This is a genomic window from Anaerosporobacter sp. (genome assembly GCF_031551385.1).
In the GTDB taxonomy this organism is placed as follows: Bacteria; Bacillota; Clostridia; order Lachnospirales; family Lachnospiraceae; genus Anaerosporobacter.
Map to the genome: position 1 here is coordinate 1 of NZ_JAVBNS010000057.1, position 24,428 is coordinate 24,428.

22 protein-coding genes are annotated in these 24,428 nt (G+C 35.2%); 2 read left to right on the forward strand and 20 right to left on the reverse strand.

The features are described from left to right. Positions 1-303: 303 nt before the first annotated feature. From ureA to RMR19_RS06435, 8 genes are all read right to left on the reverse strand, one after another. Complete coding sequence (gene ureA / locus RMR19_RS06400) at positions 304-975, reverse strand: urease subunit gamma (RefSeq protein WP_310602668.1); 672 nt, start codon at positions 973-975, stop codon at positions 304-306. Between the two features lie 614 nt (positions 976-1,589). Beyond that, positions 1,590-2,282 (reverse strand): urea ABC transporter ATP-binding subunit UrtE, encoded by a 693-nt coding sequence (gene urtE / locus RMR19_RS06405; protein ID WP_310602669.1) that lies wholly within the window; start codon positions 2,280-2,282, stop codon positions 1,590-1,592. Continuing rightward, on the reverse strand, positions 2,282-3,043 hold the full coding sequence (gene urtD / locus RMR19_RS06410) for an urea ABC transporter ATP-binding protein UrtD (protein ID WP_310602670.1): 762 nt from the start codon (positions 3,041-3,043) through the stop codon (positions 2,282-2,284). Before urtD ends, urtE begins: the two co-directional genes overlap by 1 nt. Further along, positions 3,037-4,119 (reverse strand): urea ABC transporter permease subunit UrtC, encoded by a 1,083-nt coding sequence (gene urtC, locus RMR19_RS06415; RefSeq protein ID WP_310602671.1) that lies wholly within the window; start codon positions 4,117-4,119, stop codon positions 3,037-3,039. The genes urtD and urtC overlap by 7 nt, the downstream gene beginning before the upstream one ends. A gap of 12 nt (positions 4,120-4,131) precedes the next feature. Next, positions 4,132-5,040, reverse strand: coding sequence for an urea ABC transporter permease subunit UrtB (gene urtB, locus RMR19_RS06420; RefSeq protein ID WP_310602672.1), 909 nt, complete (start codon positions 5,038-5,040; stop codon positions 4,132-4,134). A gap of 241 nt (positions 5,041-5,281) precedes the next feature. After that, positions 5,282-6,562 carry an urea ABC transporter substrate-binding protein gene (gene urtA / locus RMR19_RS06425; RefSeq protein WP_310602673.1) on the reverse strand — a complete coding sequence of 427 codons (1,281 nt, stop codon included), beginning with the start codon at positions 6,560-6,562 and terminating at the stop codon, positions 5,282-5,284. A gap of 246 nt (positions 6,563-6,808) precedes the next feature. Continuing rightward, the gene (locus RMR19_RS06430; protein WP_310602674.1) at positions 6,809-7,864 is read right to left on the reverse strand and encodes a response regulator transcription factor; all 1,056 of its coding nucleotides are present in this window, start codon (positions 7,862-7,864) and stop codon (positions 6,809-6,811) included. Between the two features lie 222 nt (positions 7,865-8,086). Beyond that, positions 8,087-10,687, reverse strand: coding sequence for a hybrid sensor histidine kinase/response regulator (locus tag RMR19_RS06435; RefSeq protein ID WP_310602675.1), 2,601 nt, complete (start codon positions 10,685-10,687; stop codon positions 8,087-8,089). Positions 10,688-10,753: 66 nt separating this feature from the next. Here RMR19_RS06435 and RMR19_RS06440 point away from each other — a divergent pair, with 66 nt between their 5' ends. Beyond that, complete coding sequence (locus tag RMR19_RS06440) at positions 10,754-11,833, forward strand: response regulator (protein WP_310602676.1); 1,080 nt, start codon at positions 10,754-10,756, stop codon at positions 11,831-11,833. Between the two features lie 158 nt (positions 11,834-11,991). Here RMR19_RS06440 and lepB read toward each other — a convergent pair whose 3' ends face one another. From lepB to RMR19_RS06495, 11 genes are all read right to left on the reverse strand, one after another. Next, positions 11,992-12,678 carry a signal peptidase I gene (gene lepB, locus RMR19_RS06445; RefSeq protein WP_310602677.1) on the reverse strand — a complete coding sequence of 229 codons (687 nt, stop codon included), beginning with the start codon at positions 12,676-12,678 and terminating at the stop codon, positions 11,992-11,994. A 36-nt stretch (positions 12,679-12,714) separates the two neighbouring features. Next, the gene (locus RMR19_RS06450) at positions 12,715-12,969 is read right to left on the reverse strand and encodes a cysteine-rich small domain-containing protein (RefSeq protein WP_310602678.1); all 255 of its coding nucleotides are present in this window, start codon (positions 12,967-12,969) and stop codon (positions 12,715-12,717) included. Continuing rightward, the gene (aroA, locus tag RMR19_RS06455; protein WP_310602679.1) at positions 12,969-14,282 is read right to left on the reverse strand and encodes a 3-phosphoshikimate 1-carboxyvinyltransferase; all 1,314 of its coding nucleotides are present in this window, start codon (positions 14,280-14,282) and stop codon (positions 12,969-12,971) included. Before aroA ends, RMR19_RS06450 begins: the two co-directional genes overlap by 1 nt. Positions 14,283-14,479: 197 nt before the next feature. Continuing rightward, a complete protein-coding gene (locus tag RMR19_RS06460; protein WP_310602680.1) occupies positions 14,480-14,923 on the reverse strand; it encodes a GNAT family N-acetyltransferase in 444 nt (147 codons plus the stop codon). 322 nt (positions 14,924-15,245) lie between these two features. Next, positions 15,246-15,710 (reverse strand): hypothetical protein, encoded by a 465-nt coding sequence (locus RMR19_RS06465; protein ID WP_310602681.1) that lies wholly within the window; start codon positions 15,708-15,710, stop codon positions 15,246-15,248. Between the two features lie 89 nt (positions 15,711-15,799). Further along, positions 15,800-16,729, reverse strand: coding sequence for a hypothetical protein (locus RMR19_RS06470; RefSeq protein ID WP_310602682.1), 930 nt, complete (start codon positions 16,727-16,729; stop codon positions 15,800-15,802). A gap of 3 nt (positions 16,730-16,732) precedes the next feature. Continuing rightward, on the reverse strand, positions 16,733-17,542 hold the full coding sequence (locus RMR19_RS06475; protein WP_310602683.1) for an ImmA/IrrE family metallo-endopeptidase: 810 nt from the start codon (positions 17,540-17,542) through the stop codon (positions 16,733-16,735). 4 nt (positions 17,543-17,546) lie between these two features. Further along, positions 17,547-17,912, reverse strand: a complete 366-nt coding sequence (locus tag RMR19_RS06480) for a helix-turn-helix transcriptional regulator (RefSeq protein ID WP_310602684.1) — start codon at positions 17,910-17,912, stop codon at positions 17,547-17,549. A gap of 228 nt (positions 17,913-18,140) precedes the next feature. Further along, entirely contained in the window at positions 18,141-19,067 is a 927-nt protein-coding gene (locus tag RMR19_RS06485) for a nucleotidyl transferase AbiEii/AbiGii toxin family protein (RefSeq protein WP_331654660.1), read from the reverse strand. Beyond that, positions 19,064-19,660, reverse strand: coding sequence for a type IV toxin-antitoxin system AbiEi family antitoxin domain-containing protein (locus tag RMR19_RS06490; protein WP_310602686.1), 597 nt, complete (start codon positions 19,658-19,660; stop codon positions 19,064-19,066). The genes RMR19_RS06485 and RMR19_RS06490 overlap by 4 nt, the downstream gene beginning before the upstream one ends. Positions 19,661-19,839: 179 nt before the next feature. After that, a complete protein-coding gene (locus tag RMR19_RS06495) occupies positions 19,840-20,421 on the reverse strand; it encodes a TetR/AcrR family transcriptional regulator (RefSeq protein WP_310602687.1) in 582 nt (193 codons plus the stop codon). 230 nt (positions 20,422-20,651) lie between these two features. On the opposite strand from RMR19_RS06495, the gene RMR19_RS06500 reads away from it, so the two are divergent. Next, positions 20,652-21,425: an EFR1 family ferrodoxin gene (locus RMR19_RS06500; RefSeq protein WP_310602688.1), complete on the forward strand. Its 774-nt coding sequence runs from the start codon at positions 20,652-20,654 to the stop codon at positions 21,423-21,425. Between the two features lie 214 nt (positions 21,426-21,639). Here RMR19_RS06500 and RMR19_RS06505 read toward each other — a convergent pair. Further along, positions 21,640-24,428: discoidin domain-containing protein (locus RMR19_RS06505; protein WP_310602689.1), on the reverse strand; the 2,789-nt coding region annotated here is incomplete at its 5' end.

Sequence of the window (24,428 nt, forward strand, 5' to 3'; positions counted from 1 at the left end):
ACTCAATTTATGTTGTGTATGCTTCTTGCTTCACGTACATTAACACAAAACACGCGACACATCTAAGTACTTCTAGGTGTATACAGATAAAATATCCAAAAGTTACGGAAACGCCCTCGATTCGGCATCCTGCCTCAGCTCGGGCTGGCTCGGCGTCCATGCCTCGCCTTCCTAGGTTGTACAGTATACACCAAGAAGTACTATAGATGTTTTGCTATCGTTTTTTAGTTAATGTACGTGAATCAAGAAGCAGGCAAGTATATTGAGAGTTTCGCAATTACCAAAAATCATTAAAATAATTTTCTAGATAAAACTCTTTGATTTAGCCACCTGTAACGCCTTTCCCTTATCTTCCTCCGTAACACTTCCACAAGTCAAATCATTCAAACCATACACGGTCTTTTTGCCACCAAGTTCCACTAAATTAACCGTTCTCTTCTCTCCTGGTTCAAAGCGAACACTCGTACCAGAAGGAATATCAAGACGAAAGCCAAACGCTTCCTCACGTTCGAACGAAAGCAACTTATTCACTTCAAAGAAATGAAAATGCGAACCAACCTGAATCGGACGATCCCCCACATTTGCAACCATAATCTCCTTTTGTACTCTTCCCTCATTCAATACAATCTCTCGATCAAGCGGAAGAACCGCACCAATCCCCACATTACTAGCCGACTGAATCGGATTGTGCACCGTCACTAACTTCGTACCATCAGGGAATGTGGCTTCCACTTGCACTTCATGAATCATCTCTGCAACTCCAACCATAACGTCATCACAAGTCAATAATTTCGTCCCAAGCTGCATCAACTCCACAACATCTTTCCCATCTCTAGCCATCTCTAACAATTCCGAACTAATATATGCAATTGCCTCAACATAATTCAACTTCACGCCACGAGCCATACGCTTCGCCGCAAGCTCTCCAGCAAAATGAAGCATCAACTTTTCCTGTTCCTTTGGTGTTAATCGCATAATTGAATCCTCTCTTTCTACTATTTTTTTATTCTACTATTTTTCATTCCACTTGCTACCAATTCATTTATTTTGAAAATCACAAGATTCTCTTTGTCTCAAATATTCCTTCATTACCAAACTGTGTTTCAAGTGCCAAAAGGTTATCGTTAAAGTTGAATAGAATACTAAGGAATATTTAATTATTCATTCAACAACCTACAAGTACTTGTGTTTCTATAAAGTTAATAAGCAAAACGACATTACCTTAATCCGCCTCTTTGTTGGAGTTGTATAGCTAAGAAACGGTAGCGAAACACCTATAGAATTTCTTAGTGTGTACATTGATAACCTAGGAAGGCGAGGCATGGACGCCGAGCCAGCTCGAGCTGAGGCAGGATGCCGAATCGAGAGCGTTTCCGTAACCATTTGATATCTCTCTGTACACACTTAGAAGTTCTTAGGTGTGTAGCGTGTTTCGTGCTATAGAGCTCCAACGAAGAGGCTTCAAGATACTTCAACGTTTTGCTTCAATAACATCTCATACACAAGTACCCCTCATTAGCTTCAAATGAATAAATATTCCTTAGTATTCTTCTCAAAGCTAAAATAACCTTTTGGCACTTGACTCTCCTTTATAACGACATAGTAGCCTGAAGCGCCTCTTGATCAAGTTCGTCTGGTTTGCCCTCCATAATGATTCTTCCGTTTTCCATAACATAGCAGTAATCTGCAATTTCAAGCACAAACTCTAAATACTGCTCCACAATCAGAATCGCCATATCTGATTTTAGCTTTGTAATAACCCGACCGATTTCCTGAATAATAGACGGTTGAATACCTTCTGTCGGTTCATCTAAAATCAAAACTTTCGGTTCAGCAATAATCGCTCTTGCAATTGCAAGCTGTTGTTGCTGCCCACCAGATAAATCCCCACCTTTTCTATGTAGGAATTCCTTAAGAATCGGAAATGTTGTAAAGATTTCTTCTGGTATCGTCGTACTGCTCTTATCCTTCTTTGCTTCTAATCCAATTAACAGATTTTCTTCAACAGTAAGTTGTAAGAAGATTTCTCTTCCCTGCGGTACATACCCAATTCCCGCCTTCGCTCTTGCATAAGGTGGCATTGTCATAATACTTTTTTCTTCTAATATGATGTCACCTTTCGGGTTATCCATATGCCCCATAATCGACTTTAACGTCGTCGTTTTTCCTGCACCATTTCTTCCAACAAGGCACGTTACTTTCCCTTTTAACGCTTCCAAATTAACATTACGTAAAACCAAACCTTCGCCATATGTAGCATGTAGATTATCAAGTATCAGCATTATTTCTCACCTCCACGTCCAAGATACACGTCAATTACCTTTTGATTTTGTTGTACGGAATCCATCGTACCTTCATCTAATACTTCCCCTTCGTGGAATACGGTTACACTGTCCGATACTTCTTTCGCAAACTGCATATCATGTTCAACGACAATGATTGAACATTCCTTTTTGATTTTGTGTAGCAGTTCTGCTGTCTTATCCGTTTCCTTTCTGCCCATACCTGCTACGGGTTCATCTAGTAGCATCAGTTTTGGTCTAGCCGCTAACAACATACCGATTTCTAGCCATTGTTTTTCTCCATGAGAAAGTCTGGTTGGATAATCAAATCTCTTATCTTGTAGACCAATGAACTCCAATACGTAATTCATATAGTCTCTTTTTTCCTTGGATAATCTAAGAAATGTAGTCGAATAGATACTATGTTTTCTTGCCGTTGCAAGCTCAATATTTTCTTCAATGGTAATTCCGTTAAATACACTAGGTGCTTGAAACTTTCTTCCTACACCCATATTGGCAATTACATGTTCCTTCAAATCAGATAATTCATGTTCCCCATCAAATATAATCCGACCATCTGAAATCTTATTCTTTCCACAGATAGCATCTAAAATAGTTGTCTTACCTGCACCATTTGGGCCAATGAAGAAGCGAACTTCATTTTCATTTACAGTCGTTGATACATTCTTAATTGCGGTAAAATCTCCGAATTTAATACTGATATCTTCTATACTAAGAATTGGTTTACTTTCTGCTAACATGCTTCTTCCTCCTCATATGATTTTTTTGCGAATTTGTTTTTTAGCTTTGCTGGTAACTCCTTTATACTCAGAAGACCACCCGGTAGCCAAAGAATAACAACTACGAATATGATACCGATAAAATAATTCCACATCTCAGGGAAGTTTTCACTGGCAACTGTCTTGAATCCATTTACAACCAACGCTCCAAGGATTGCTCCGATTAAAGTACCTTTTCCGCCAATCGCAACCCAGATAACCATCTCAACGGAAGGAGTGATACCAACTTCATTCGGTGTAATAATACCAACCTGTGTTACATAGAGAGCTCCTGCTATTCCAGCAATTGCAGCGGATAACGCATAAACGAACACTTTATAAACAGCCGGATTATATCCTGTGAACCTCGCTCTATTCTCACCATCACGAATCGCAATAAATACTTTACCGATACGGCGATTCGTTAAAAACTTGCACAATAGAAAGATTGCAATTAATACAAGTAATGTAATATAGAATATCGCTAATTTTGTCTTAGGTGCATTCAAACTCTGACCAAATACGGTTGTAAAATTCGTAAGACCATTTGAACCACCTGTGAAGCCTTGACTACCAACAAGCAATACCGCCAAAATCATTGCCAGTGCCTGCGATAAGATGGAAAAGTAAACACCTTTAATACGGTTTAAGAATGTTAAGTAACCAATAATAACCGCTAATACTACGGGTACTGCAATAACAAGAATCATCGCAACGGCTGGATTTTTGAACAACTTCCAAACCACAGGTAACTTTGACACACCACTCCATGTCATAAAATCAGGTATTCCACCACCAGATGCTTGTAATTTCAGATACATTGCCATACAATACGCACCTAAACCAAAATACACTCCATGACCAAGACTTAATATTCCTGTATATCCCCATATCATATCAAGGCCGATTGCAACAATTGCAAAACACATATATTTCCCAAATAAACTCACACGAAACATAGACATATATAGTGGCATCGTAGCTAATATAAGAAATAGTACTATGGCTAATATGGAGTTAAATGATATCTTCCTATCCTTACTCTTTATCTGTTTCATCGATAATCCCTCCTAATCTTCCAACGAACGGTTTTTCACACTAAAGATTCCTTTTGGTCTGAATTGAAGAATCAATACGATACAACCGAATACTAAAACTTTACCCATTGACGCATTCGTTAAGAATTCAAATGTTGTTCCAAAGATTCCAATGAAGGCTGCTCCAAATATCGTTCCAATAATACTTCCTGCTCCACCAACTACTACGGTCATAAACGTATCTACGATATAGTTTGTTCCAAGTGTTGGCCCAATCGAACCAAGCCAGCATAATGTACAACCTGCAAGCCCTGCCAAACCAGAACCGATTGCAAATGTTCCTGCATCGATACGTTTTGTATTAACTCCCAAACTTGCCGCCATGGTACGATTCTGCATAACAGCACGAATATTTCTACCGTGTCTTGATTTATACATTAAAAAGTACACTCCAACAATACAAACAATCGCTAACACTAAGATAAATACTCTCTTATATGGTAATGAGATGATGTTTGTCATCTTTACACTGTTTTCTAAAAACGATGGTGCAACAACTGCTACATTTGGTGATCCAAAAATCGTTCTCGCTAACTGTTGAAGAATTAGGCTGACACCCCATGTTACCAAAAGACTGTCTGCTGCTCTTCCATATAGATGTCTGATAACAAGTCTTTCTAAAACCAAGCCAAAGATTGCAGCTACTACAAACGACATGATAATCGCAACGAAGCAATACATATCAAAATATTTAGCGGGTACATATGCTTTGAAAATATTATGAATTACATAAGTGGTATACGCTCCAATCATAATAAATTCCCCATGTGCCATATTAATAACACCCATTAATCCAAATGTAATCGCAAGTCCGATTGCCGCTAATAATAAAATAGAACTGACACTGATACCATTAAATAATTGCATAATTAATGTTTCCATATTGATATAGACTCCTTCCTTGAGCTATCATACTGCTTTTTTTATGAATGAGCTGTTGTGTTGCACTTTTAATTTTTTTACAACATCCAGTGATATCCGTTGAAAATATTACTGGATGTTGTAATTTATACTTGTTTTACAACAGCTCCATAATTCTCTAATTTCTTTTGTAAACTCTTAAACTCCATTACCTGCTAATACTGTGAATATTTTATGTAGGTATTCACTACTTCACATACCATTATTGCTCAGTTGATAATCCAGCCGCCCATTCATATCCTTTTAGGTAGGGATCTGGTTTCACTGCTTCTGATGTACTCCATACTTCATCGATTAATCCTGCCGCATTAATCATACCAATACGAACTGGTTTGTAGATATGTTGGTTCTCTCCATCAATCGTTACTAACCCTTCTGGTGCCTGGAATGTAATTCCTTTTGCTGCTGCCTTTACTGCATCAACATCAGTTGAACCTGCTTTTTCTACTGAGGCTGCCCATAAGTAAACGGCGTTGTAACCTGCTTCAATTGGATCATCGGTTACTCTGTTTTCACCATACTCTGCTTTGTATGCTGCTACGAACTTTTCATTTTCAGGAGTATCTGTTGTTTGATAGTAGTTCCATGAAACAAGGTGTCCTTCTAGGTAAGGTGCACCAATACCTGAAATTTCTTCTTCTGCAATGGATACCGAACATGTCATAATATCATCTGCCGTAATTCCTGCATCTTTGAATTGTTTGAAAAATGCTACGTTGGAATCACCATTTAATGTATTGAATACGAAGTCTGGTTCTGCTTGTTTCATCTTATTGATAATTGTTGAATATTCTGTATGACCCATTGGTGTGTATTCTTCACCAACAACTTCAAGTCCAAGTGCTTCTGCTTGCTTTTTAATAATTGCATTAGCAGTACGAGGGAATACATAATCCGAACCAATTAAGAATACTTTCTTACCATAGTTCTCTGCTAAATATTCAATTGCTGGAACGATTTGTTGGTTTGGAGCAGCTCCAGTGTAAAAAATGTTTGGTGAAGATTCTTGACCTTCGTATTGAACCGGATACCAAAGCAATCCGTTGTTTCCTTCAAACACTGGTAATACTGCTTTTCTACTTGCCGATGTCCAACAACCAAATACCGTTGCCACTTTATCATCTAGTAAAAGCTTTTGTGCTTTCTCTGTAAATGTTGCATTATCCGAAGCACCATCTTCAATGACATATTCGATTTGTTTTCCGAGTACACCACCTGCTGCATTGATTTCCTTTATTGCTAATAACTCCGCATCTCTAACACTTGTTTCACTAATTGCCATTGTTCCACTTAACGAATGAAGAATACCAACTTTGATGGTATCTCCATCTTGTGTCGAAGATTGATCTGCATTTGTCTCGCTTGTTTGTGAATCCTTATCACTCTTTGTTGCTTCTGAAATAGCACCACCACATCCTACTAACGATGTCATCATTGCTAATCCTAATACTACCGCTAATTGTTTCTTCCAAAATTTTCTCATAATCTATTCTCCCTTCTTTATAAAAACAGAAAAGCCGTCCAGCTAGATTGCTCTAGTCAGACGGCTTTGTCATCGCTACATGTTATTCTGTTTTTGTGATATTGAAATCATACTTGATATAAATCCAAAATAAAACCCTACAATTTCGGAATTATACCCTATAATTTCGGAATTCATTGTTATTTGAGCAACATCTTACTCTCTCATATCCGGTTTCCTAAGATATATACCGTTGACATATGCCTTTTATTTGTCTACTATTAGACCACTTGTTTTTTTATACTGCATCGGTGTACTCCCTGTATAATTTCGAAATAATCTTGTAAAATAGTCCACTGTACTATACCCTAATTTTTCACTAATTTCATACACTTTCATGTTTGTATCCTTTAAGAATTTCTTCCCTTCCTCCATTTTTATCACAGTTAAATATTCATTTAAAGTCATTCCTACACTACTTCGAAACAGCTTTCCAATATAGTCCTTACTTAGTTCAATTTCCTCTATTAATTGTTCCATAACGTTATCTTCCAAACAATGTGCGTATATAATTTCACAGGCTTGATTTACAATTTGATCAGGCTTTTTCAACTGATATTTTCTTAAACATGCCGTACATTCATCCATAACAATCTCATATTGCTTTTCATAGTCCTTTGGTGCGATTCGAATGTCCATACTTTCCAGATAACCTATCCATGGATATAATTTTATTATTTCCTCCCACACTTGCTGTAATAATTTCGTCAATAAGGAAGCCATAAATTCTGACGATGCATTTACCGTTCTCTTTGCCCCCTCTAACCAGTCAGAAATCACTACACTCTTTGTCGTCTTCTCCCATAAAATCTGATTGAAACACTCCTTCTTTATCTCCTCTGTTATCAAATATTCAATCTCAAATGGCTCTACTATTCTCTGTTCTTGCTCCTCAAAAAACCGTGTTGCATATTCCAGTGCTTTCTTTAATTTCTCCTCTGTAAATGGCTTTTCTATATATTCAATTGCTCCTAGTCGCAGCCCTTCCCTTACATATTCAAAATCGTTATAAGTACTTGCTAGCATTACACATATATTCTTCTTTTTACTCCGTATGTAACGTATCAAATCAAGCCCGTCCATTACAGGCATTCGTATATCTGTAATCACAAGGTCATATTCGTTCTTCTCTAATAATTCAATCGCCTGCTTTCCATTGCCTGCCATCGCACGAATTCGGTAATTGCTCTCTTTCCATAGTCCATAATTCGAAACAATAAACCCGATTGCTTCGTCATCATCTACAAACAAAATATCATACATGGCTTGTTGCTCCTTTCTTTTCAATGCAAAACTTTTTATGTTTTCGTGGCTTCTTCGCTGGCGTACTATAACACCAAACACGCTACACATCTAACTACTTCTTAATTGGAATATACTATGACATGTCTGAAAATACTTCTACTGGGCTGTGTAGTCCGCTGAGTATAAGGGGTAGAGCTGTGCTATTATTTTCAGCGACTCTCATAATACCCTCAAATAACTTTACATATAATTCCTTACTAGTACCCCTTTTAATATCTCATAAGCCCTATCAAACTGAAACTGCTCTAACACCTCTGCAAATTCTTCGAATCCTTCTGTGCCTAGATACATGTTCAACTGCTGTTTATTCTCCTCAAACAGTTGTAACACTTCGACATCCGCTTCCCTTAACCCATCTAGTAATTCAGTAATTATCAGTTCTACATCTGTAGTATCACCAGTCACTTCTTCCTCTTGCACATCTTCCATTCTAAGCTCTATTAATTTCGTTTCTATATCCTCTTTCATATTTCTATGTTGCTCTTTTAGTATGTCTATTTCCTCTTGGTTATATAGTTCCTTTTTTACTTGCTCTTCTACGGTTTCTAATTGGTTTCCCAATTCCATATAACCTATTGTTCGGACTACTCCCTTTAACATATGCAGGTAATCTAACGACTTCCTTTTTTCTTTTTGATTGATCGCTTGATATAATTCTTCAAATGTGGAATCATGTTCTGTTATAAATCGCTTGAATATTTTTTTCTTTATAGCTTTATCAATCTGCATTTCTTTTATTTCCTTTTTCTCTGTATCCACATGCTTTTCACTACTGTCACTTCTTAGATACCTCCTTATCTTAGCCTGAAATTCTGATATGTTCAGCGGTTTTAGAAGATAATCATCCATGCCCGCTTCATGTGCTTTTTTCAATGCATTCTCTTCTGCATCTGCTGTTAATGCAATAATTAAACTTGTTTGATTGATTCCACCCTCACGAATTCTAGCTGCCGCTTCATATCCACTCATTTTTCCCATTCTTAAATCCATTAATATCAAATCATATTTCAATTCGTTGGCTAAGGAAACTGCTTCTTCACCATTGCAGGCAGTTTCTACCTCGAATTGAAATCCTAACAAAATCTCTCTTTCCATAATTCGATTTATCTCATTATCTTCTACGAGTAACACTCTTTTTGTAGAAAAATCTTTATTCATTCTCTCTGGTGTACATGCTTCCTTCCCTTTTTCCTCCTCTGATTCAGTTTGTTTCTCCCTAACTTCTACATACTCAAATGGAATATGAACAGAAAATATACTTCCCTTCCCCTCCTCACTAACCACATCAATCTCGCCACCCATTAACTCGCATAATTTTTTGCAAATACTAAGCCCAAGCCCAGAACCTCCAAATTCACTTGCTATTCTTGCACTTGATTGTTCAAAGGAGTCAAAGATTCTCGCTCTATCCTCTTCTTTAATTCCAATTCCCGTATCTTTCACATGAATATGACACAGTAATAATTCTTCTCTCGATTCAGTTTCTACATGAATTCTAATCCCACCATGCAAAGTAAACTTAATTGCATTTCCAAGCAGATTACCCACAATCTGAATTAATTTTCCTCTATCACCTCTTACAGACAAAAACAGCTCTTCTTCTACATGAAATTCAAAATAAAGCCCCTTTTGCTCTGCTTTGTATCGATTTACCTCATAGACTTCTTCTATCGCTTTTCTTAAATTAAAATCGGCTTGCTCTAGTTTCATTTTCTGTTCTTCTAATTTTGAAAAATCTAATATATTATTAATTGTACTAAGCAAATGTTTTGATGCATTTTTTATATTATTCATATACTCTCTTTGTGTATTATTCATCGCTGTCTCACTTAGCAGATATTCATATCCAATAATGGAATTAAGTGGAGTACGAATCTCATGACTCATCGAAGCTAGGAATTCACTCTTTGCCTTGTTTGCATCAAGCATTTTTCTATACACATGATTAAAGGACTCTGCAAAAAGATGCATTTCCCTTGTTCCTTGTGGTATCAATGGTGACTCCATCTGAAAATCCAATGTCTCTAACTCTTGTGAATACACTTCAACAGGTCTCACTACCAAACGATAGAAAATCACTAAAATTACAACAAGCAACACGAGTATACATAATAGTAGTACAATATGTATACGAATAGCTCTCCAAGTCTGCTCCCAAGCGTCATTTGTTTCACTTGTCAAACGCGCTTGTAACTTGTCTTGAAATTTCTCAATATTATTAATAATCGTATCCCTTTCAAATGTGTATTGATTGCTAAACAACAACTCCATTGCAGTATTTAACTTTTCCTCTTTCCCCATCTCCTTCTCAACAATATTCAAAATGTATTCTCGAACCTCATAAGGTACTTGTTCGTCTTCAATCCCCATATAATCTGCCACAAGACGCATCGCTCGTGTCTCTGTATAAATCAACAAATCCGAATTTTCTTTTGCTACATTCAGATATCTACATTCTTCAAATGGCAAATCCATTTTCTCTAATTCCTGAATTACATATTCTCGCTTACATTTAACATTGACTTCTTCCCAATAATTATTCAGATGCGTGATATCCTTTGTAACAACAAATCTTCTTACCTCTTCTGTAAGATAGTTACTCGTATCATATAAAATCTGTGCCAACTCTTCACAAACAGCCTTCTTTTCACTAATCTTCTTCTCCAAAACCACACAAGCCCTTATATTAACAGCGCTATCAAGAGCCATGAATATCGCAATACACATAGTAAGATAAATTACACTATTAATTACTATTTGACTAAAAATTCTTTTTTTCATATTTGTAATCCTTTCTATGTTACGGTATAATAACGATAATTTACTAATAATTCAAAGGAGAAAACTATGCAACCAAATGCTTCTGAAATCAATATACTTATTGTAGATGACACCCCTGAACATATCCTTATGGCAAGTGCTATTCTAAAGCAATGCAACTATACAATTCGTGCTGCCCACAATGGCTACTCTGCTCTAAAACAAATCGAAATTAAGATGCCAACATTAATTCTCTTAGATATAAACATGCCTGATTTATCAGGTTATGAAGTGTGCCGTATGATAAAAGAAAATCCTGATTACAAACATATTGCCATTATCTTCATGACAAGTAGTAATCACGAAGAAAGTATACAGCGAGGATTTGAATGTGGTGCTACCGATTATGTAGTAAAACCGTATCATGCTAGAGAGCTTTTAGCCAGAGTTAATACACACGTTAAAATCGTTACACAATCTCTTGAATTAACTCACGCTTACAAAGAACTTGATCAGTTCTGTCACTCTGTTTCTCATGATTTAAAATCGCCTTTGCAAGTTATTAATCAACTTTGTTTTATGTTAGGAGATCAATTAGATTCTCCTGTTTCCCCCTCGCAAGAAGAAATTATATCTCGATTACATAACAAATGTGATCAAGTAATACTTATGATTGAACGACTTCTTGATTTTTCAAAGATGACAGCTCTCCCTTGTAGCCTTGATAAAGTTAATCTAAATACACTTTTTCAAACTACAATTAGCGAACTCCTTCTTCTTGAAGGAAAACGCTCTATTACTGTTACACAAGACACTCTTCCAGTTGTTCAAGGTGACTCTTCCTTGCTTGCATTACTTGCTCAAAATGTAATTGGAAATGCAATAAAATTCACCAGAACGCAAGCCACTGCCTCCATTCAAATCCATTATGAACTACAACAACATTTTCATGTAATTACAATCCAAGATAATGGTGTCGGTTTTGATTCAAATTATAGTAATAAATTATTTCATGTATTCGAACGTCTTCACACGAAAGAGGAATTCGAAGGTTCTGGTGTTGGATTAGCTATTGTTGCTCGTATTATGAAACGTCATGGTGGTTTTGTCTCTATAACAGGTGCTCTAGGTAAAGGTGCAACTGTCACCTTGAAATTTCCTTTATAACACAAAGCACAAAAAAAGACAGATTCCTCGATGTTTTTATTCACCATTGAATCTGTCTTTTCTTATTATTTCTCACATTATAGCATAATTTACTTTTATTATAAAGGATTCTTTTTAAAAAAATTTCATTCAGAATAATTGTCACTATTCAATCAAAACTACTTAATCGTACCAAACTTGTTGATTGGCCATATTCTTAATACAGCCTTCCCTTTAATAAGATTTCGGGTAATTGGCCCTATCGCTTCATCACGACTATCAATACTGTAATTTCTATTGTCTCCCATCACAAAATACTCATCTTCACCAAGCGTTAGTGGTTCGCTCACAATTCCAGCATCTCGAATTGGTTCTCTACCATAGGATTCATCTAAAAGAGTATTATTAATATAGATTTCATCATCTATGATTTGAATTGTCTCACCTGGTAATCCGATTACTCTCTTTACAAAATACTCATCAACATCGTCTCCATAAGGCATAAGAATTACAATATCAAAACGTTTTGGATCTGAGAAACGATAGGATACTTTTTCAACAAGTAATTGCTCCTCATCTTGTAATGTATTTGTCATAGATGTTCCTTCTACAATCGTCCGCTCTATAATAAAGGTAGGTACAATTTTCCACAACACTAAAAATATACATACATAGACTAAAAGTTCTTTTAGAAAACCACCTTTTTTCTTTTCTTCTGGTTTTTCATTTTCATTATTTATTTCGTCTTGTATTTCTTCCTGTACTTGTTCTTTACTATTTTGTTCTATATTCTCCGTTTTAGTCTCTTCGCCTTCTACTATTACTTGCTGCGATATTTCTAGCTCATTTTCCTGCTCTTTCCCCATATTCATACCCTTTTCTTTCTGTTCTTTATAACTTTATTAACATCGTCCTAACTCTAAAACATCTTTTATATGTGACATGATATGTTCATATCCATTCTCACTATGTGGTTTCAAACAGTTTGTACAATCTTTAATTCCTTTTTCATTGTATCGAAAATTCCCACCACATTTATCTTTTAATGCATATAATGGACAGTAGCAAAATAGGCAATTGAATTGCTCTGGATTATCCGTCTTATGACAAGGAAAGTATTCACATTGTTCATTTTGCGAAAATTTATAGTGTTCCATTATACGCCCCTATTCTCTTCTAACAATGCATCTAACACTTCAAAATATTCTTCAAATGTTTTCTTACAACAATCTGGATCAGCAATCACAATTCCTTCACTCTTTAATCCTAATAAAGAAAATGCCATAGCAATTCGATGATCTTCGTAAGTTTCAATGACCGCTGGTTTCACTTGCGTTGGTGTTATCTTTATGTTGTCACCTTCCTCTTCGCAATGAATTCCAACTCGTGTAAGCTCATTCACAATTGCCGCCATACGATTACATTCCTGTAAACGGATATGACCAACATTACGGATTATTGTTGGTGTCGTTGCATATGCCGCTACTGCTGCCATTGTCATCGTTTGGTCTGAGAAGTCATTCATATTCACATCAATACCTTCATAAACACCATCTTTTGGTCCAGTAACTTGAATGCCGTTTTCTTTTTCTTCTACCTTACATCCTAATACCTTCAATACATCAAGGAATTTCATATCCCCTTGCATAGAAGTATAGAATACATTTTTAACGGTAATCGTACCACCAAGTAATGCTGCAATTGCATAAAAATAACATGCCGCAGATACATCGGGCTCTATATAATAGTCACCAACAACAACTTCTTGGCCACCTGCAACGTTATAGACTTCTCCATCAAAATCTACATGCGCTCCAAACTGTTCCATCATCTTTGTTGTTATACGGATATACGCTCCGTCTTTTTTCTCACTTGTTATCTTTATATTAAGACCATTTTTCGTAAGAGGTGCAACCATAAGCAATGCACTTAAAAATTGTGTGCTCTTGCTGATATCCATTGTTACATCCTTGCAAGTTCCACCATTACCAACTACTTTCGCTGGTAAGAAACCTTCTTTATCAAGAAATGTAAAGGAAGCTCCCATCTCTGTCAACGCTTCAAATAACGGCTGCATTGGTCTCTTCTTCATCTGGTCAGAACAGTCAATTACATATTCCCCATCGGATAACGCAAGCAATGCCGTTAAAAACCTTGCTGCTGTACCTGCACTTCCCACATTTATAGTTCCTGTCTTGTTTGGAATATTTCCCCCTGTTCCTTGCATTACAACCGTTTTCGCTTCTTCATCTATCTGCAGATTAAAACCTAACTGCTCAAGACACATAAGAAAATGTCTTGAATCCTCACTAAATAATACACCACTTAGCTTGGAATCCTCCTTTGATAATGTCGCCATAAGTAAGGCACGATTCGTCATACTCTTTGAACCTGGTACGCAAACAACACCACTGATTGGTTTACTTTGTTTTTTACAGTAATATCTTTTATTATTGTTATTTATATTCATTTGCATTTGCTTATCCTTATTTTATTATAATTAATGACTGCCTTGTATTGTGTTCTTCCAATTACATCATACATTTTGCAAGAAATACTTAGATAGAATGATAAAATTTATTCCTGTCTTAGATTATCCATTCTACTTCAATACTTCACAACATTACTATCATAATATATTATGTATTAGTTTACAATATCTATCTTCTAAATCTCTATCTTCTCTAACCTTACAATTTCTTTATTACGATACACAATATCATCTCTTAACGTAAATCCTTGCGATTCCCAGAATGCATTTCCTAATTCATTGTTCGCAAACGCTAATAATGCTACTTTTGTAATTCCTTCCTCTTTTAATGCCTCTATCATATATTCAACCAAAGCACTTCCTACTCCTTGCTTTCTTGCCTCGACTGCAACCGCTGTATGATAGATATAACCTCGCCTGCCATCATGCCCACTTAGTATACTTCCAACTAACTGACCTTCCTCTCTCGCAATAAAACATGTTGTTGGATTTCTCTTTAGATATCTTGCTATGCCTTCTCTTGAATCATCAATCTCATTCAATCCCATACCCGGTGTATTTAACCATAGTTGTCTTAGTTCATCGTAGTCGTTAATTGTCATTGTTGCTATTACCATCATGTTTAATATACTCCTTCCAAGTCAAAGAATATCGATAATTAATTGTAAACGCTATCACACTCGTTTGTTCTATTATTCTTGAAACATCGCCATTCTAAATCAATATTACGATCCGAAAATCTTCCTTCAAGTTTTAGTATAATATAGAAATGTTTTTCTGTCTAACTCTATCTACTATTAATTATTAATATTTACAATTACTTAATATTACTGTTCACAACCAATGGAATCAGAAAAAGCCGTGACGGATTTAACGTTACGGCTTTGCTTAGGTAGCTAAATTTGTATTTGACATTCTTACAGCTAAAACTATTTATACATGTCAAGCGTGAATATCCACAAATTCATATTTCCTTTGTGCTTCTTCCTTCGAAGTAAATAATTCTATTTTATCATAAGGTTTCAATTGCTCTTTCCAATTCTTACAGTTCTTCAAAAATTCTTTGAAATTTTTGGCTAGCCAAAAAACTTTACTATCTCTGTCTATGTAACAGATTGGCATATCACTTTCCATATCTGACATTCCGCCGACAGTTCCTATATATCCCCCTTGACTGTCTATTGCCATAATATCAACACGAGGAATGGTATAAAAATCAATACTTGCAATATAATCATCAAATATAAAATGAATATCATAACAATCCGCAAATTTCTGATATTCATCATTTTTATCTTTTATAGGCATGGAATATATAGTTGTTCCCGCCTGTAAAACCTCTGCATCTTTTGTAAAAACACTTATACAATTATCGTTTTGTGTCACATCAAAAAAGAGTTTTTCCATTTTGTCACCTCTATAACTTCTTATTTGCTTCCCTCCTATAGTTTTTATTCAATAGCTCGAATTCCCATCTTCAGATGCAAGTTCTGCCTTTAAGAATACACTCTAATATTCTCTTCCATGATCTTCCGTGCAAATTCTGCAATACTCATACTTTTTTCACTAGGTGCAAGTTCATACATTTCTGAGCAATACACTTTCATACTATCCCTACAATTACCAGCCGATAAGATATCCGTAATCTCATTCTCTAACAAAACAATGTTCTTTTCTTTCATAAGCCAACATAACTTTGATGTTGTTAATGCAGAGATGCATTTCATTCCTATGTATTTCTCTACATTCTGCATTGCTTTCCCAAGAATTGCGATAGCCCCTTTATCGTCTGTAAAAACCATATATTTGAATGGCTCAACTTCTCTTATGTTCGCAAGTAAATGCACACAAACTGCAATCAGTTCTTCCCCTAAATTATCCTTCGAACTTTTATTATCTCTTATCGCTTGAAATAACCTTTCTGCAAAATAGCTATCCCTATTTGAACTATCATGAAACAGCTCCTTTGTTAAGTTAGGATTACGATTCAAAGTTTTCTCTATTGTACCAGCTTTACTTTTTACGCACCTTATTGCCAAAGACAACATTTTGTTTATTGCTAACATATCAGAATAACATGCTTTCAAAACTTGAACCATATCTTCTTCATACAATACAAGAACCCTTATTCCGTATTGGTTCATCTTTTGTATATATGCAATATGTTCCTTCCACAATCTACTATCACCAGAACACAATTCCATAATAATACATCTTGTTATAATCACGATACCAGCTGTCTGTTCTATATACTCATATATCAGCTCTGGATTTGGTATCAACATATGATTTCTAAAGGCACAGGTATCATAAAAATAACATCTCTTTGCTTTAATAATACTACTTATAATACTTTCTTTTTCCGTAATTACATATGGTTCTATCTCTGAAAAATTATCGGGAGTTTCTTTATATCCTTTGTCCATAAACTACCCCCGTATTTCATTATAGATTTTCTTCATATTTTTCAATACTTTTTCTATCGTTCTGTCATCGAGAATCTCTTCCTTTACACATCTCATACCCACATCGGTTACAATCTGCTCTAATCTTTTATAATTATCTCTCTTCGTTGGATATAAGATTTCTTCGTTTAACCATAACTGGGTAAACATCTCTTCTATTGTTTTAGCATCTGTGTCTAATAACATTTGCAATGTTTCTCCGTCTGGTAGCAAGCCAAGTTCATAGCACCTTATAACAACAGACATATATGGCACTTCAAAACAACTCATTAATTTAGCGATAATCGTTATATAGGAATCACCCACTGTCTGCTCATTACTGAATCTACGAAACATCTCTGTGAAACTTGGTGTCGGCATCAATAATATTCCTGCAAAAAGATTCGCTGATAATTCCTCTTTTTGTTCTAAATATTGTTCACTTATATAGATATCTACTTTCTTCTTCGCCAAGTCTTTTTGATAGAGTACATGGTAGATTTCATGTGCCAATGCAAAATTAACCTTTACTTTTGGCAATGCAGAATTAAGAAATGTATAGCCAAAGCTATCACTTTTATAACAAATCGCACCAATCTCCCTATCTTTAAATGGTATCTCCATTACAAAATACTTCTTTTCATTGAATAATGGTTTTACGATTCTCATCAAATTCAAAACTTCTTTTTCATAATCGAAATTCATCTGCAAATAAAAATTACGCACTTTTTCTGCAAGTTCATTTTGATGCTCATGATTATATTCTATTATTTTTTTAAAACGTTCAAACTTCATAAAATCACTCCATTATCGCTTTCATAAACCTGTCTTTTGCGCCCAATACTTCATCTACATTCTCTATCAAATCTACCAATTTCATTGCGAAAGATTCCTGCTGCTTGCTAGGATTTCCTGCATAGAACGCAACTTCTGCAACCATTGCGTTATCAAGACTCGGCACATAGAAATCTTGTGACAAAAAATATTCTACCTTTTGCCCTAAAGCAGTTGCGATTCTTTCCATATCCGTTGCATTAATATCTTGCGCTCCTGTCAAAATCCTAGACAATTTACTTGTTTCAATACCTGATTTAAGACTTATGAAAGTCTGTTTGATTTTCATCTCTGATAGATACGTATTTACATTCTCAACATACTTCGTCATGGTAATCTCCCCCTCTACTTCGTAATCTGCTTTTTTAACTTATTCTACTTATAGTATACTACATTTTTAATAAAGCACAATAGTATAATCTTATTTTTTGCAATTCAAAATTCATATTACGTATTTTTTATATATTTTTTGAACAATCTTATATATCAATCTCATTTTATAATATTATCATTTTTAGCAAGGCTATTTTCTCACCCAAAAGTGCCGTATGAGCGTGGGTCATTTTTCGAGAGTCTTTTCAACAATCCATTCCAACCACTTTTTTTGTTCAGCAGACCACTCCATAAAAAACTCTCTTTCTAGTATTAACGATTCAAATACTGGTTGTAGAAACTCTTTTATTCGATATAAAATAACTTTAAATTCTGGCAATTGCATTTGCATAGAGGGCTGAAACCTCATCCATTGTGCCAACAAAAAGGAATTATTTTCAAAATCGGCAATACGCTCGAAATAGTTTGTTTCATATGCTGTTCCTCGATGTTGTATAGTTTTCCACACAGCTTCCTGCAACTTACGTCCCTCAAAATCAAATATATTAGACAAATAGTAGATATCAAAAAAATCTTTCATTCGACTTGTAGCCTCCATACGTTTTAGTATGGAATCGAATTTTTCAGCTATAGTACTCTCCAATGAATATGTATAAATTTCTGGTGCGTCAAAATCTGCTAATCTTGTTTTAATCCTTCTCTTTACTGCTTTTGGTACGATTACGTCATCAATTCCTATATCAATTGAAAATGGTACTCTCACTTGCTTAATATGACCAACAAATTTTATGGATATTCCTTGATATTCTTTATCTGGCGTTATCATTTCAGCATTCAGTACTTCAACTGTAATATAGTCATTCACTGTAGCAACATGACTAATCTCTTCCATAATAGTTTTCACTTTATCTATATTATTTGAAAGTTGACACATCAGAAAATCGATATCTTGTGTTGCCCTGCTTTGAAATTCAGTGAGAGTATAAATGAAAAAACCACCCTTTAGTATAAAATTATTGTTGTATCGTGACAATGATAACTTTCTTAAAAATTCCTCTTGGCAAAATAACTGTAAACACATCTGATAACTTAATCCATTTTCTTTTGCCTGATTTTTTAAACGTGCCAATACAGACACTGCTACATCTTTCACAACCATACCCCCATAATTTTACGAACTTTATTCTCTGTTCGTAGTTTCTTTGCATATTCCATCAAACGAGCAACATTTTTCTTTGGGTCTTTTATATATGCTTGTATTGATTTATTAAAAATTTCCACATCCATTTTATTCTCTTGCCTTAAACAATCACAAATTACACGTTCCTTATTAAAAATCTTTAGCTCTGTATCTTCAATCTTTACTGTTTCTACTCCAAGAACCATTTGCTCTTGGGGAATGTAATGCGGTTTTACAATTGGATATTCAATATTAAATCTTGACTTTGTGGAATGCTTATCAACAGCAAGACACCAAGCGGCTGGTGTTCGGTCTGTATAACCATAGTATTGCAGTGCACTTTCCATACAAATTACCGCATCTGGAAAAAGCCGTACTATAACGATTACTTCACTGAAGGCACGTTCATCCTGCCATTGGTAATAGCCAAACTTAATTTTCTCCACATACCCCTCATCAATCAGCCTTTTTAGGAATTGATTATATATTCTATTTTCAATAATTTCTTTTGATTTCATAATGCCATCATGAGCATCAAAAATTTGTTTTGCTGTTTGAATATCCATTCTATCACCCTTTCCTACTTTAAGAAATATTTTTTCTAATTGCGGATAAATTCTTACTATTTATTATATCAGACACAATTTATTTTGTCAAAAAACTATCCGCAATTCAAAACATTTGCGGATATTCTATGATTAATGCTTTTAAATTAATATCTGAATTTGCTTTTTTCACTCTTACACTATTTCTTACCAATCACCCCATATAAGAAAAGATGGTGGACATAATCAATATTCTCATTCAGTTCCTCTCTGATATCAGCATTGCTACCCATAGTATTTATCGCCTCCATAAACCCCAGATATATACTAGTTGGAATATTAACGTCTATAACTCCTTCTTCTTTCCCAAGTTCAATGTACTTGCGATATATCTCCTTTTTCCCTTGATTTATATTTTCAATCAATAATTTCATTAAAGCTTGATCTTCCAATGCCTCTTGAGAAAAGTACTTTGAAAGTAATTGATTAAAGTCATCTACACAAAGAGATAACCCTAATTCCAACTTTGTATGAAAATCCATCTCTTTGCCTAATATCTCGTTCGCTTTCTGAAACGTATCCGCCATTACCAAGTTAAAACATTCAGCTACAACTGCCTCTTTACTTCCAAAATAGTTATAGATTGAAGCTTGCGAAACATTTGCGTGTGATGCAATTTCTTTCATCGTAATTGCTGTAACACCTTTTTCTCTGAATAACAGCATTGCGGATTGTATAATAGACATTTTCTTTTTTTGGGTTGTCATTTCATATTTGTTCATATATGTTTCCATTCCTTTCGCTTCGCTCAAGGCACAATCAAGTAATCCAAAAATCTACTTCATTATTCTCCCTTTCACCTCGTTCTTCCAATAGTATAACATACTAACTACAACTTTGGAACATCATCAATAGCATTCCAAAGTCATTGACAAGAAAAAAATCTTGTGCTAATATAAGTTTGGAATATTGTTATTCATATTCCAAACTTGATAATAAGGAGGATTATAATGTGGCAAAAATCATTTTTTACTTTAGTGGAACAGGTAACAGTTACGCAATATCGAAATCACTCGCTGAAAAACTAGGTGAAACCGTTCTTTCTCCTATCATATATGCAAATGATTTTACACTCGAAGATTACCACGTTGTAGGGTTTGTATTTCCCGTTTACTATACACATGCGCCCAAAATAGTTTTGAAAATTCTAGATAGTATAAAACTAAAGAAGGAACAGCAAGTATTTTTAGTTGCATCATTTGGAGCTTCATGGGGATATGCTCTACAAGATGCAAGAAGTGCGTTAGAAAAATATAACATCAACTTGCAGGAATATAAAGTGCAAATGCCTGGCAATTACATATTAGAATATGGTGGATTACCAGCATGGTATCAAAGACATATCTTATCAAAGATGAATAAGTCCATAAGCAATATTGCTACACATATCGATGATAATGCTGTGACAAAGCAGATCAAACCTAATCTTTTAGCTAGATTAGCTAAACAACGCGCAGTAACGCAAATAAACAATTTTGCAGCATTAGGTTCACAATTTTATTGTTTGAATCAATGTAATCTTTGCAAATTATGTATAACTATTTGTCCCGTAAATAATATCTCCATTCTTGAAAACAGGTTGGTTTGGGGTAATCGATGCGAGCAATGCATGGCATGTATTCAATGGTGTCCACAACATACTATTACCCATCCTTCTTTAAGAAAGAAACGAAAACGATATACGCATCCTGACGTCTCCATACTGCAGTTACAAGAAAGAAACTAAAAAAATTCTTGAGATCTAGTCAAAATTTACATACCATTTTAAATAGAAACAAGGACTGCCCTTTGCAATACCAAAAGAAGTTATCTCCCTTTTATATGCAAACAGCAGTCCTTATTTTTTCTTACTATAAATCTTCTAAATCAAAACGTTCAATCCCTTATCTAATCATTCCTATAACGCAAACACCAATTTCAATTTTACTTATATCAATCCTTTACTTTCCATACACCGCGAATTCCCAAAGCGAATATCCATAAGGCAACGCTCTCTCAATTCCTTGCATCTTAACATATCGAGCTTTTGTAGTTGCTAATGTTATACTTTCTTCTCCACCAGTTCCGTTTTGCTCAACATGTACGGTAGTCCAATTATTCTGGTCTTCTGATACTTGAATATTGTAGGCTTTCGCATAAGCACCTTCCCAATTGAACACTACTTTATCAATAGAGTATACTTTCCCTAAATCTACTACAATCCATGCATCATCAGCAAAGTTTGAAGACCAACGTGTTCCGTTATCTCCATCTACTGCATATCTAGCATCGAAAACATCTGCTTCACTTCCAGAAGAAAACGCATCTTTTCCTTTTGCTACATTTACAGTTGATGTTTCTTCTCCTGTACTTCCTGTTCCATCAATAATATAAGTAACCTCTGCAACGTCAGAAGCAATCATACCCTTACGGAATGCTACGGCTTTGATTGTAGTTGTCTTTGTTACTTTAATTGTTGGAACATAAAGCAATGAATTCTCTGTTGGCATAGAACCATCTGTTGTATAACGAATCTCAACTCCTGCTGTGTTACAAGCAATCGCTACATTCTGTGCATCTTTATAAGACCCTTCTGCAATGTTAAATGTAGGTTGTTCTACTTTTGCTGCTTCATAAACACCAAATTCCCAGATGGAATAACCGTAAGCTAATGCTCTCTTTACTCCTTGGAATTTAACATATCTACATGTTACTGCATTTATAATGATTTCTTCTTTTCCACCATTTGCATTTGCAGTTTCATATACGTTTGTCCAAGTCTTTCCGTCTGTTGAAACTTGAAGATTATATGCACTTGCATAAGAAGCTTCCCAATTAAATGTAATCTTGTTAATAGAGTAGTTAGCTCCTAAATCTACTTCGAACCATTCCTCATCGTTAAACGAAGAAGACCAACGTGTAGAAGTATCTCCATCTACCATCTTACTTCCATCTGTACTAGGGTTTTCAGAGGATGAAGCTGTAACATTCTTTCCTGCTGCTAAGTTTGTATCATATGATACATCTGCACCCTTAATTGTAATTGTACTTGCTGTCATTGGTGATTGGATCATCTCATCTTTAACCGCAATCGCTTTTACAGTAGCTGTACTTGATACAGCAAAGATACCATCGTATACTTTTGAGTTCTTGTTTGGTACTGAACCATCTGTTGTGTAGTAAATTGTTGCATTTGGCGTACTTGCTGTGATTTCTACATATTGCGTATTATCATATGAGCCAGTTGGTACAGAAATTACAGGTGTACTAGCTTGCGTAATTGTAAATGTTTTATCTACAAATACCTCAAAGCTCACTAACGCTTTTGTTCCAACTTCTGCCGTTCCGACTACCCCTGTCTTTGTCATGAATCTTACTGTCTTAGATTCATTCGTTGGATTCCAAACGGTTGCTGTATATTTCTTTGTTGTATCATTGTAATAAACAGATGCAGATACATCGCCTACTACCCAAATCTTATCTGTCTTGTATCCTAAATCTATCATACTGTTAATAAACCAGTATGTATTTGCTGTATCTGTGTTTTGAATTTTTGAAACATTTGCATTGAATTTATCAAGTGCAAGCACAGGATTTGTTTGCGATAAGAATGGCCATGTAATGTGTTGCCAGCCTGTATCTGCCTGTGGATAGCTATCTAACATTGCTTGAATCTCATCTTGTGATTTTCCTTCTTTTTTAGCAACCTTTACTGCCTTCTCAATAGCGATATCCGTATCATCTAATAATGCTTGGTAAATGTCTGCACATCGTTTTTGATCCATACCATAATACGTTAGATATTCTGATATTGGTAACCATTGAATTCCATAGATGTAAAGTGGTTGTCCACCGAAGAATGTACCGTAGAAGTTAATTCCACCATATACTTGTCCAACTACTTCGTAAGGCCAATCTTCAATCCAGTTATCAAGATCATAATCAAACCAATACTGTTTCACGGTATCCATCTCATTTGTAAATCCAAAGACACCTGCATCTCGGTAATTATCTTGTCCTGTTAAAACACCCCATAGGTATAAAGTTACCCAGCTAAATAAGGATTCACTTGCAGATTCTTGGTTATTACCAGAGTCATTGTCTGCATATCCGCCTGCCCATGAATGTCCTTCATATAAATCGTAACTTCTGAATCTACAGTAATCACTATCATCTGAAGATGGATTCGCATAATCTCGAATCATAAGTTCAATCATTTCTTTGTAATCTGTATAGAATTCGTTATCATAAGTTGCTAATACAGTAGCTGCAAACATAAAGTATCCATATGTAAAATGATGGTCACAGATTGATGCATTTGCACCGAATTCACTGTGTAAGTAATATAATGTTCCCCAGTTTTTATTGTAGATAAAGAAACTTACATCATCGTCTCCATCATATGTAAACCAGTTCACTAATATTGTCTTCATTCTTGCTAAGAATATATCTCTAAGTTCCGTCTCTCCAAGTTGGTCTGCCATAAGCACGCCCATTCCTAATGGATGAAGATTCTTTCCTTCCCAATATGCATCGCCAGCAGGTTGTAGATTTCTTGTTGCTGCTTCTAATTTGTATAGGTATGAGGATACTTCATCACTTTCGAATTCCTCATTACCTGGAATTGCAAATGTTGGAAGCAAGCCAAGGAATGTCTCTGTCGTTTGGAAAACATTTGACGCCACTGCTTTTAAATCACCACGAACAGATGGGTAAATTCCAATGTTGTTTGTAGCATCTTGTGACTTAT

Excerpts from the sequence above, each read along its gene's own strand:
- lepB (WP_310602677.1), bottom strand. The coding sequence starts at position 12,678 with ATGGGGAAAGAGCAGGAAAATGAGCTAGAAATATCGCAGCAAGTAATA.
- RMR19_RS06465 (WP_310602681.1), bottom strand. The coding sequence starts at position 15,710 with ATGGAAAAACTCTTTTTTGATGTGACACAAAACGATAATTGTATAAGT.
- urtE (WP_310602669.1), bottom strand. The coding sequence starts at position 2,282 with ATGCTGATACTTGATAATCTACATGCTACATATGGCGAAGGTTTGGTT.
- RMR19_RS06490 (WP_310602686.1), bottom strand. The coding sequence starts at position 19,660 with ATGGATATTCAAACAGCAAAACAAATTTTTGATGCTCATGATGGCATT.
- RMR19_RS06495 (WP_310602687.1), bottom strand. The coding sequence starts at position 20,421 with ATGAACAAATATGAAATGACAACCCAAAAAAAGAAAATGTCTATTATA.
- RMR19_RS06430 (WP_310602674.1), bottom strand. The coding sequence starts at position 7,864 with ATGTATGATATTTTGTTTGTAGATGATGACGAAGCAATCGGGTTTATT.
- urtD (WP_310602670.1), bottom strand. The coding sequence starts at position 3,043 with ATGTTAGCAGAAAGTAAACCAATTCTTAGTATAGAAGATATCAGTATT.
- RMR19_RS06460 (WP_310602680.1), bottom strand. The coding sequence starts at position 14,923 with ATGATGGTAATAGCAACAATGACAATTAACGACTACGATGAACTAAGA.
- RMR19_RS06450 (WP_310602678.1), bottom strand. The coding sequence starts at position 12,969 with ATGGAACACTATAAATTTTCGCAAAATGAACAATGTGAATACTTTCCT.
- ureA (WP_310602668.1), bottom strand. The coding sequence starts at position 975 with ATGCGATTAACACCAAAGGAACAGGAAAAGTTGATGCTTCATTTTGCT.
- RMR19_RS06440 (WP_310602676.1), top strand. The coding sequence starts at position 10,754 with ATGCAACCAAATGCTTCTGAAATCAATATACTTATTGTAGATGACACC.
- RMR19_RS06470 (WP_310602682.1), bottom strand. The coding sequence starts at position 16,729 with ATGGACAAAGGATATAAAGAAACTCCCGATAATTTTTCAGAGATAGAA.
- RMR19_RS06435 (WP_310602675.1), bottom strand. The coding sequence starts at position 10,687 with ATGAAAAAAAGAATTTTTAGTCAAATAGTAATTAATAGTGTAATTTAT.
- urtC (WP_310602671.1), bottom strand. The coding sequence starts at position 4,119 with ATGAAACAGATAAAGAGTAAGGATAGGAAGATATCATTTAACTCCATA.
- RMR19_RS06475 (WP_310602683.1), bottom strand. The coding sequence starts at position 17,542 with ATGAAGTTTGAACGTTTTAAAAAAATAATAGAATATAATCATGAGCAT.
- RMR19_RS06480 (WP_310602684.1), bottom strand. The coding sequence starts at position 17,912 with ATGACGAAGTATGTTGAGAATGTAAATACGTATCTATCAGAGATGAAA.
- aroA (WP_310602679.1), bottom strand. The coding sequence starts at position 14,282 with ATGAATATAAATAACAATAATAAAAGATATTACTGTAAAAAACAAAGT.
- urtB (WP_310602672.1), bottom strand. The coding sequence starts at position 5,040 with ATGGAAACATTAATTATGCAATTATTTAATGGTATCAGTGTCAGTTCT.
- urtA (WP_310602673.1), bottom strand. The coding sequence starts at position 6,562 with ATGAGAAAATTTTGGAAGAAACAATTAGCGGTAGTATTAGGATTAGCA.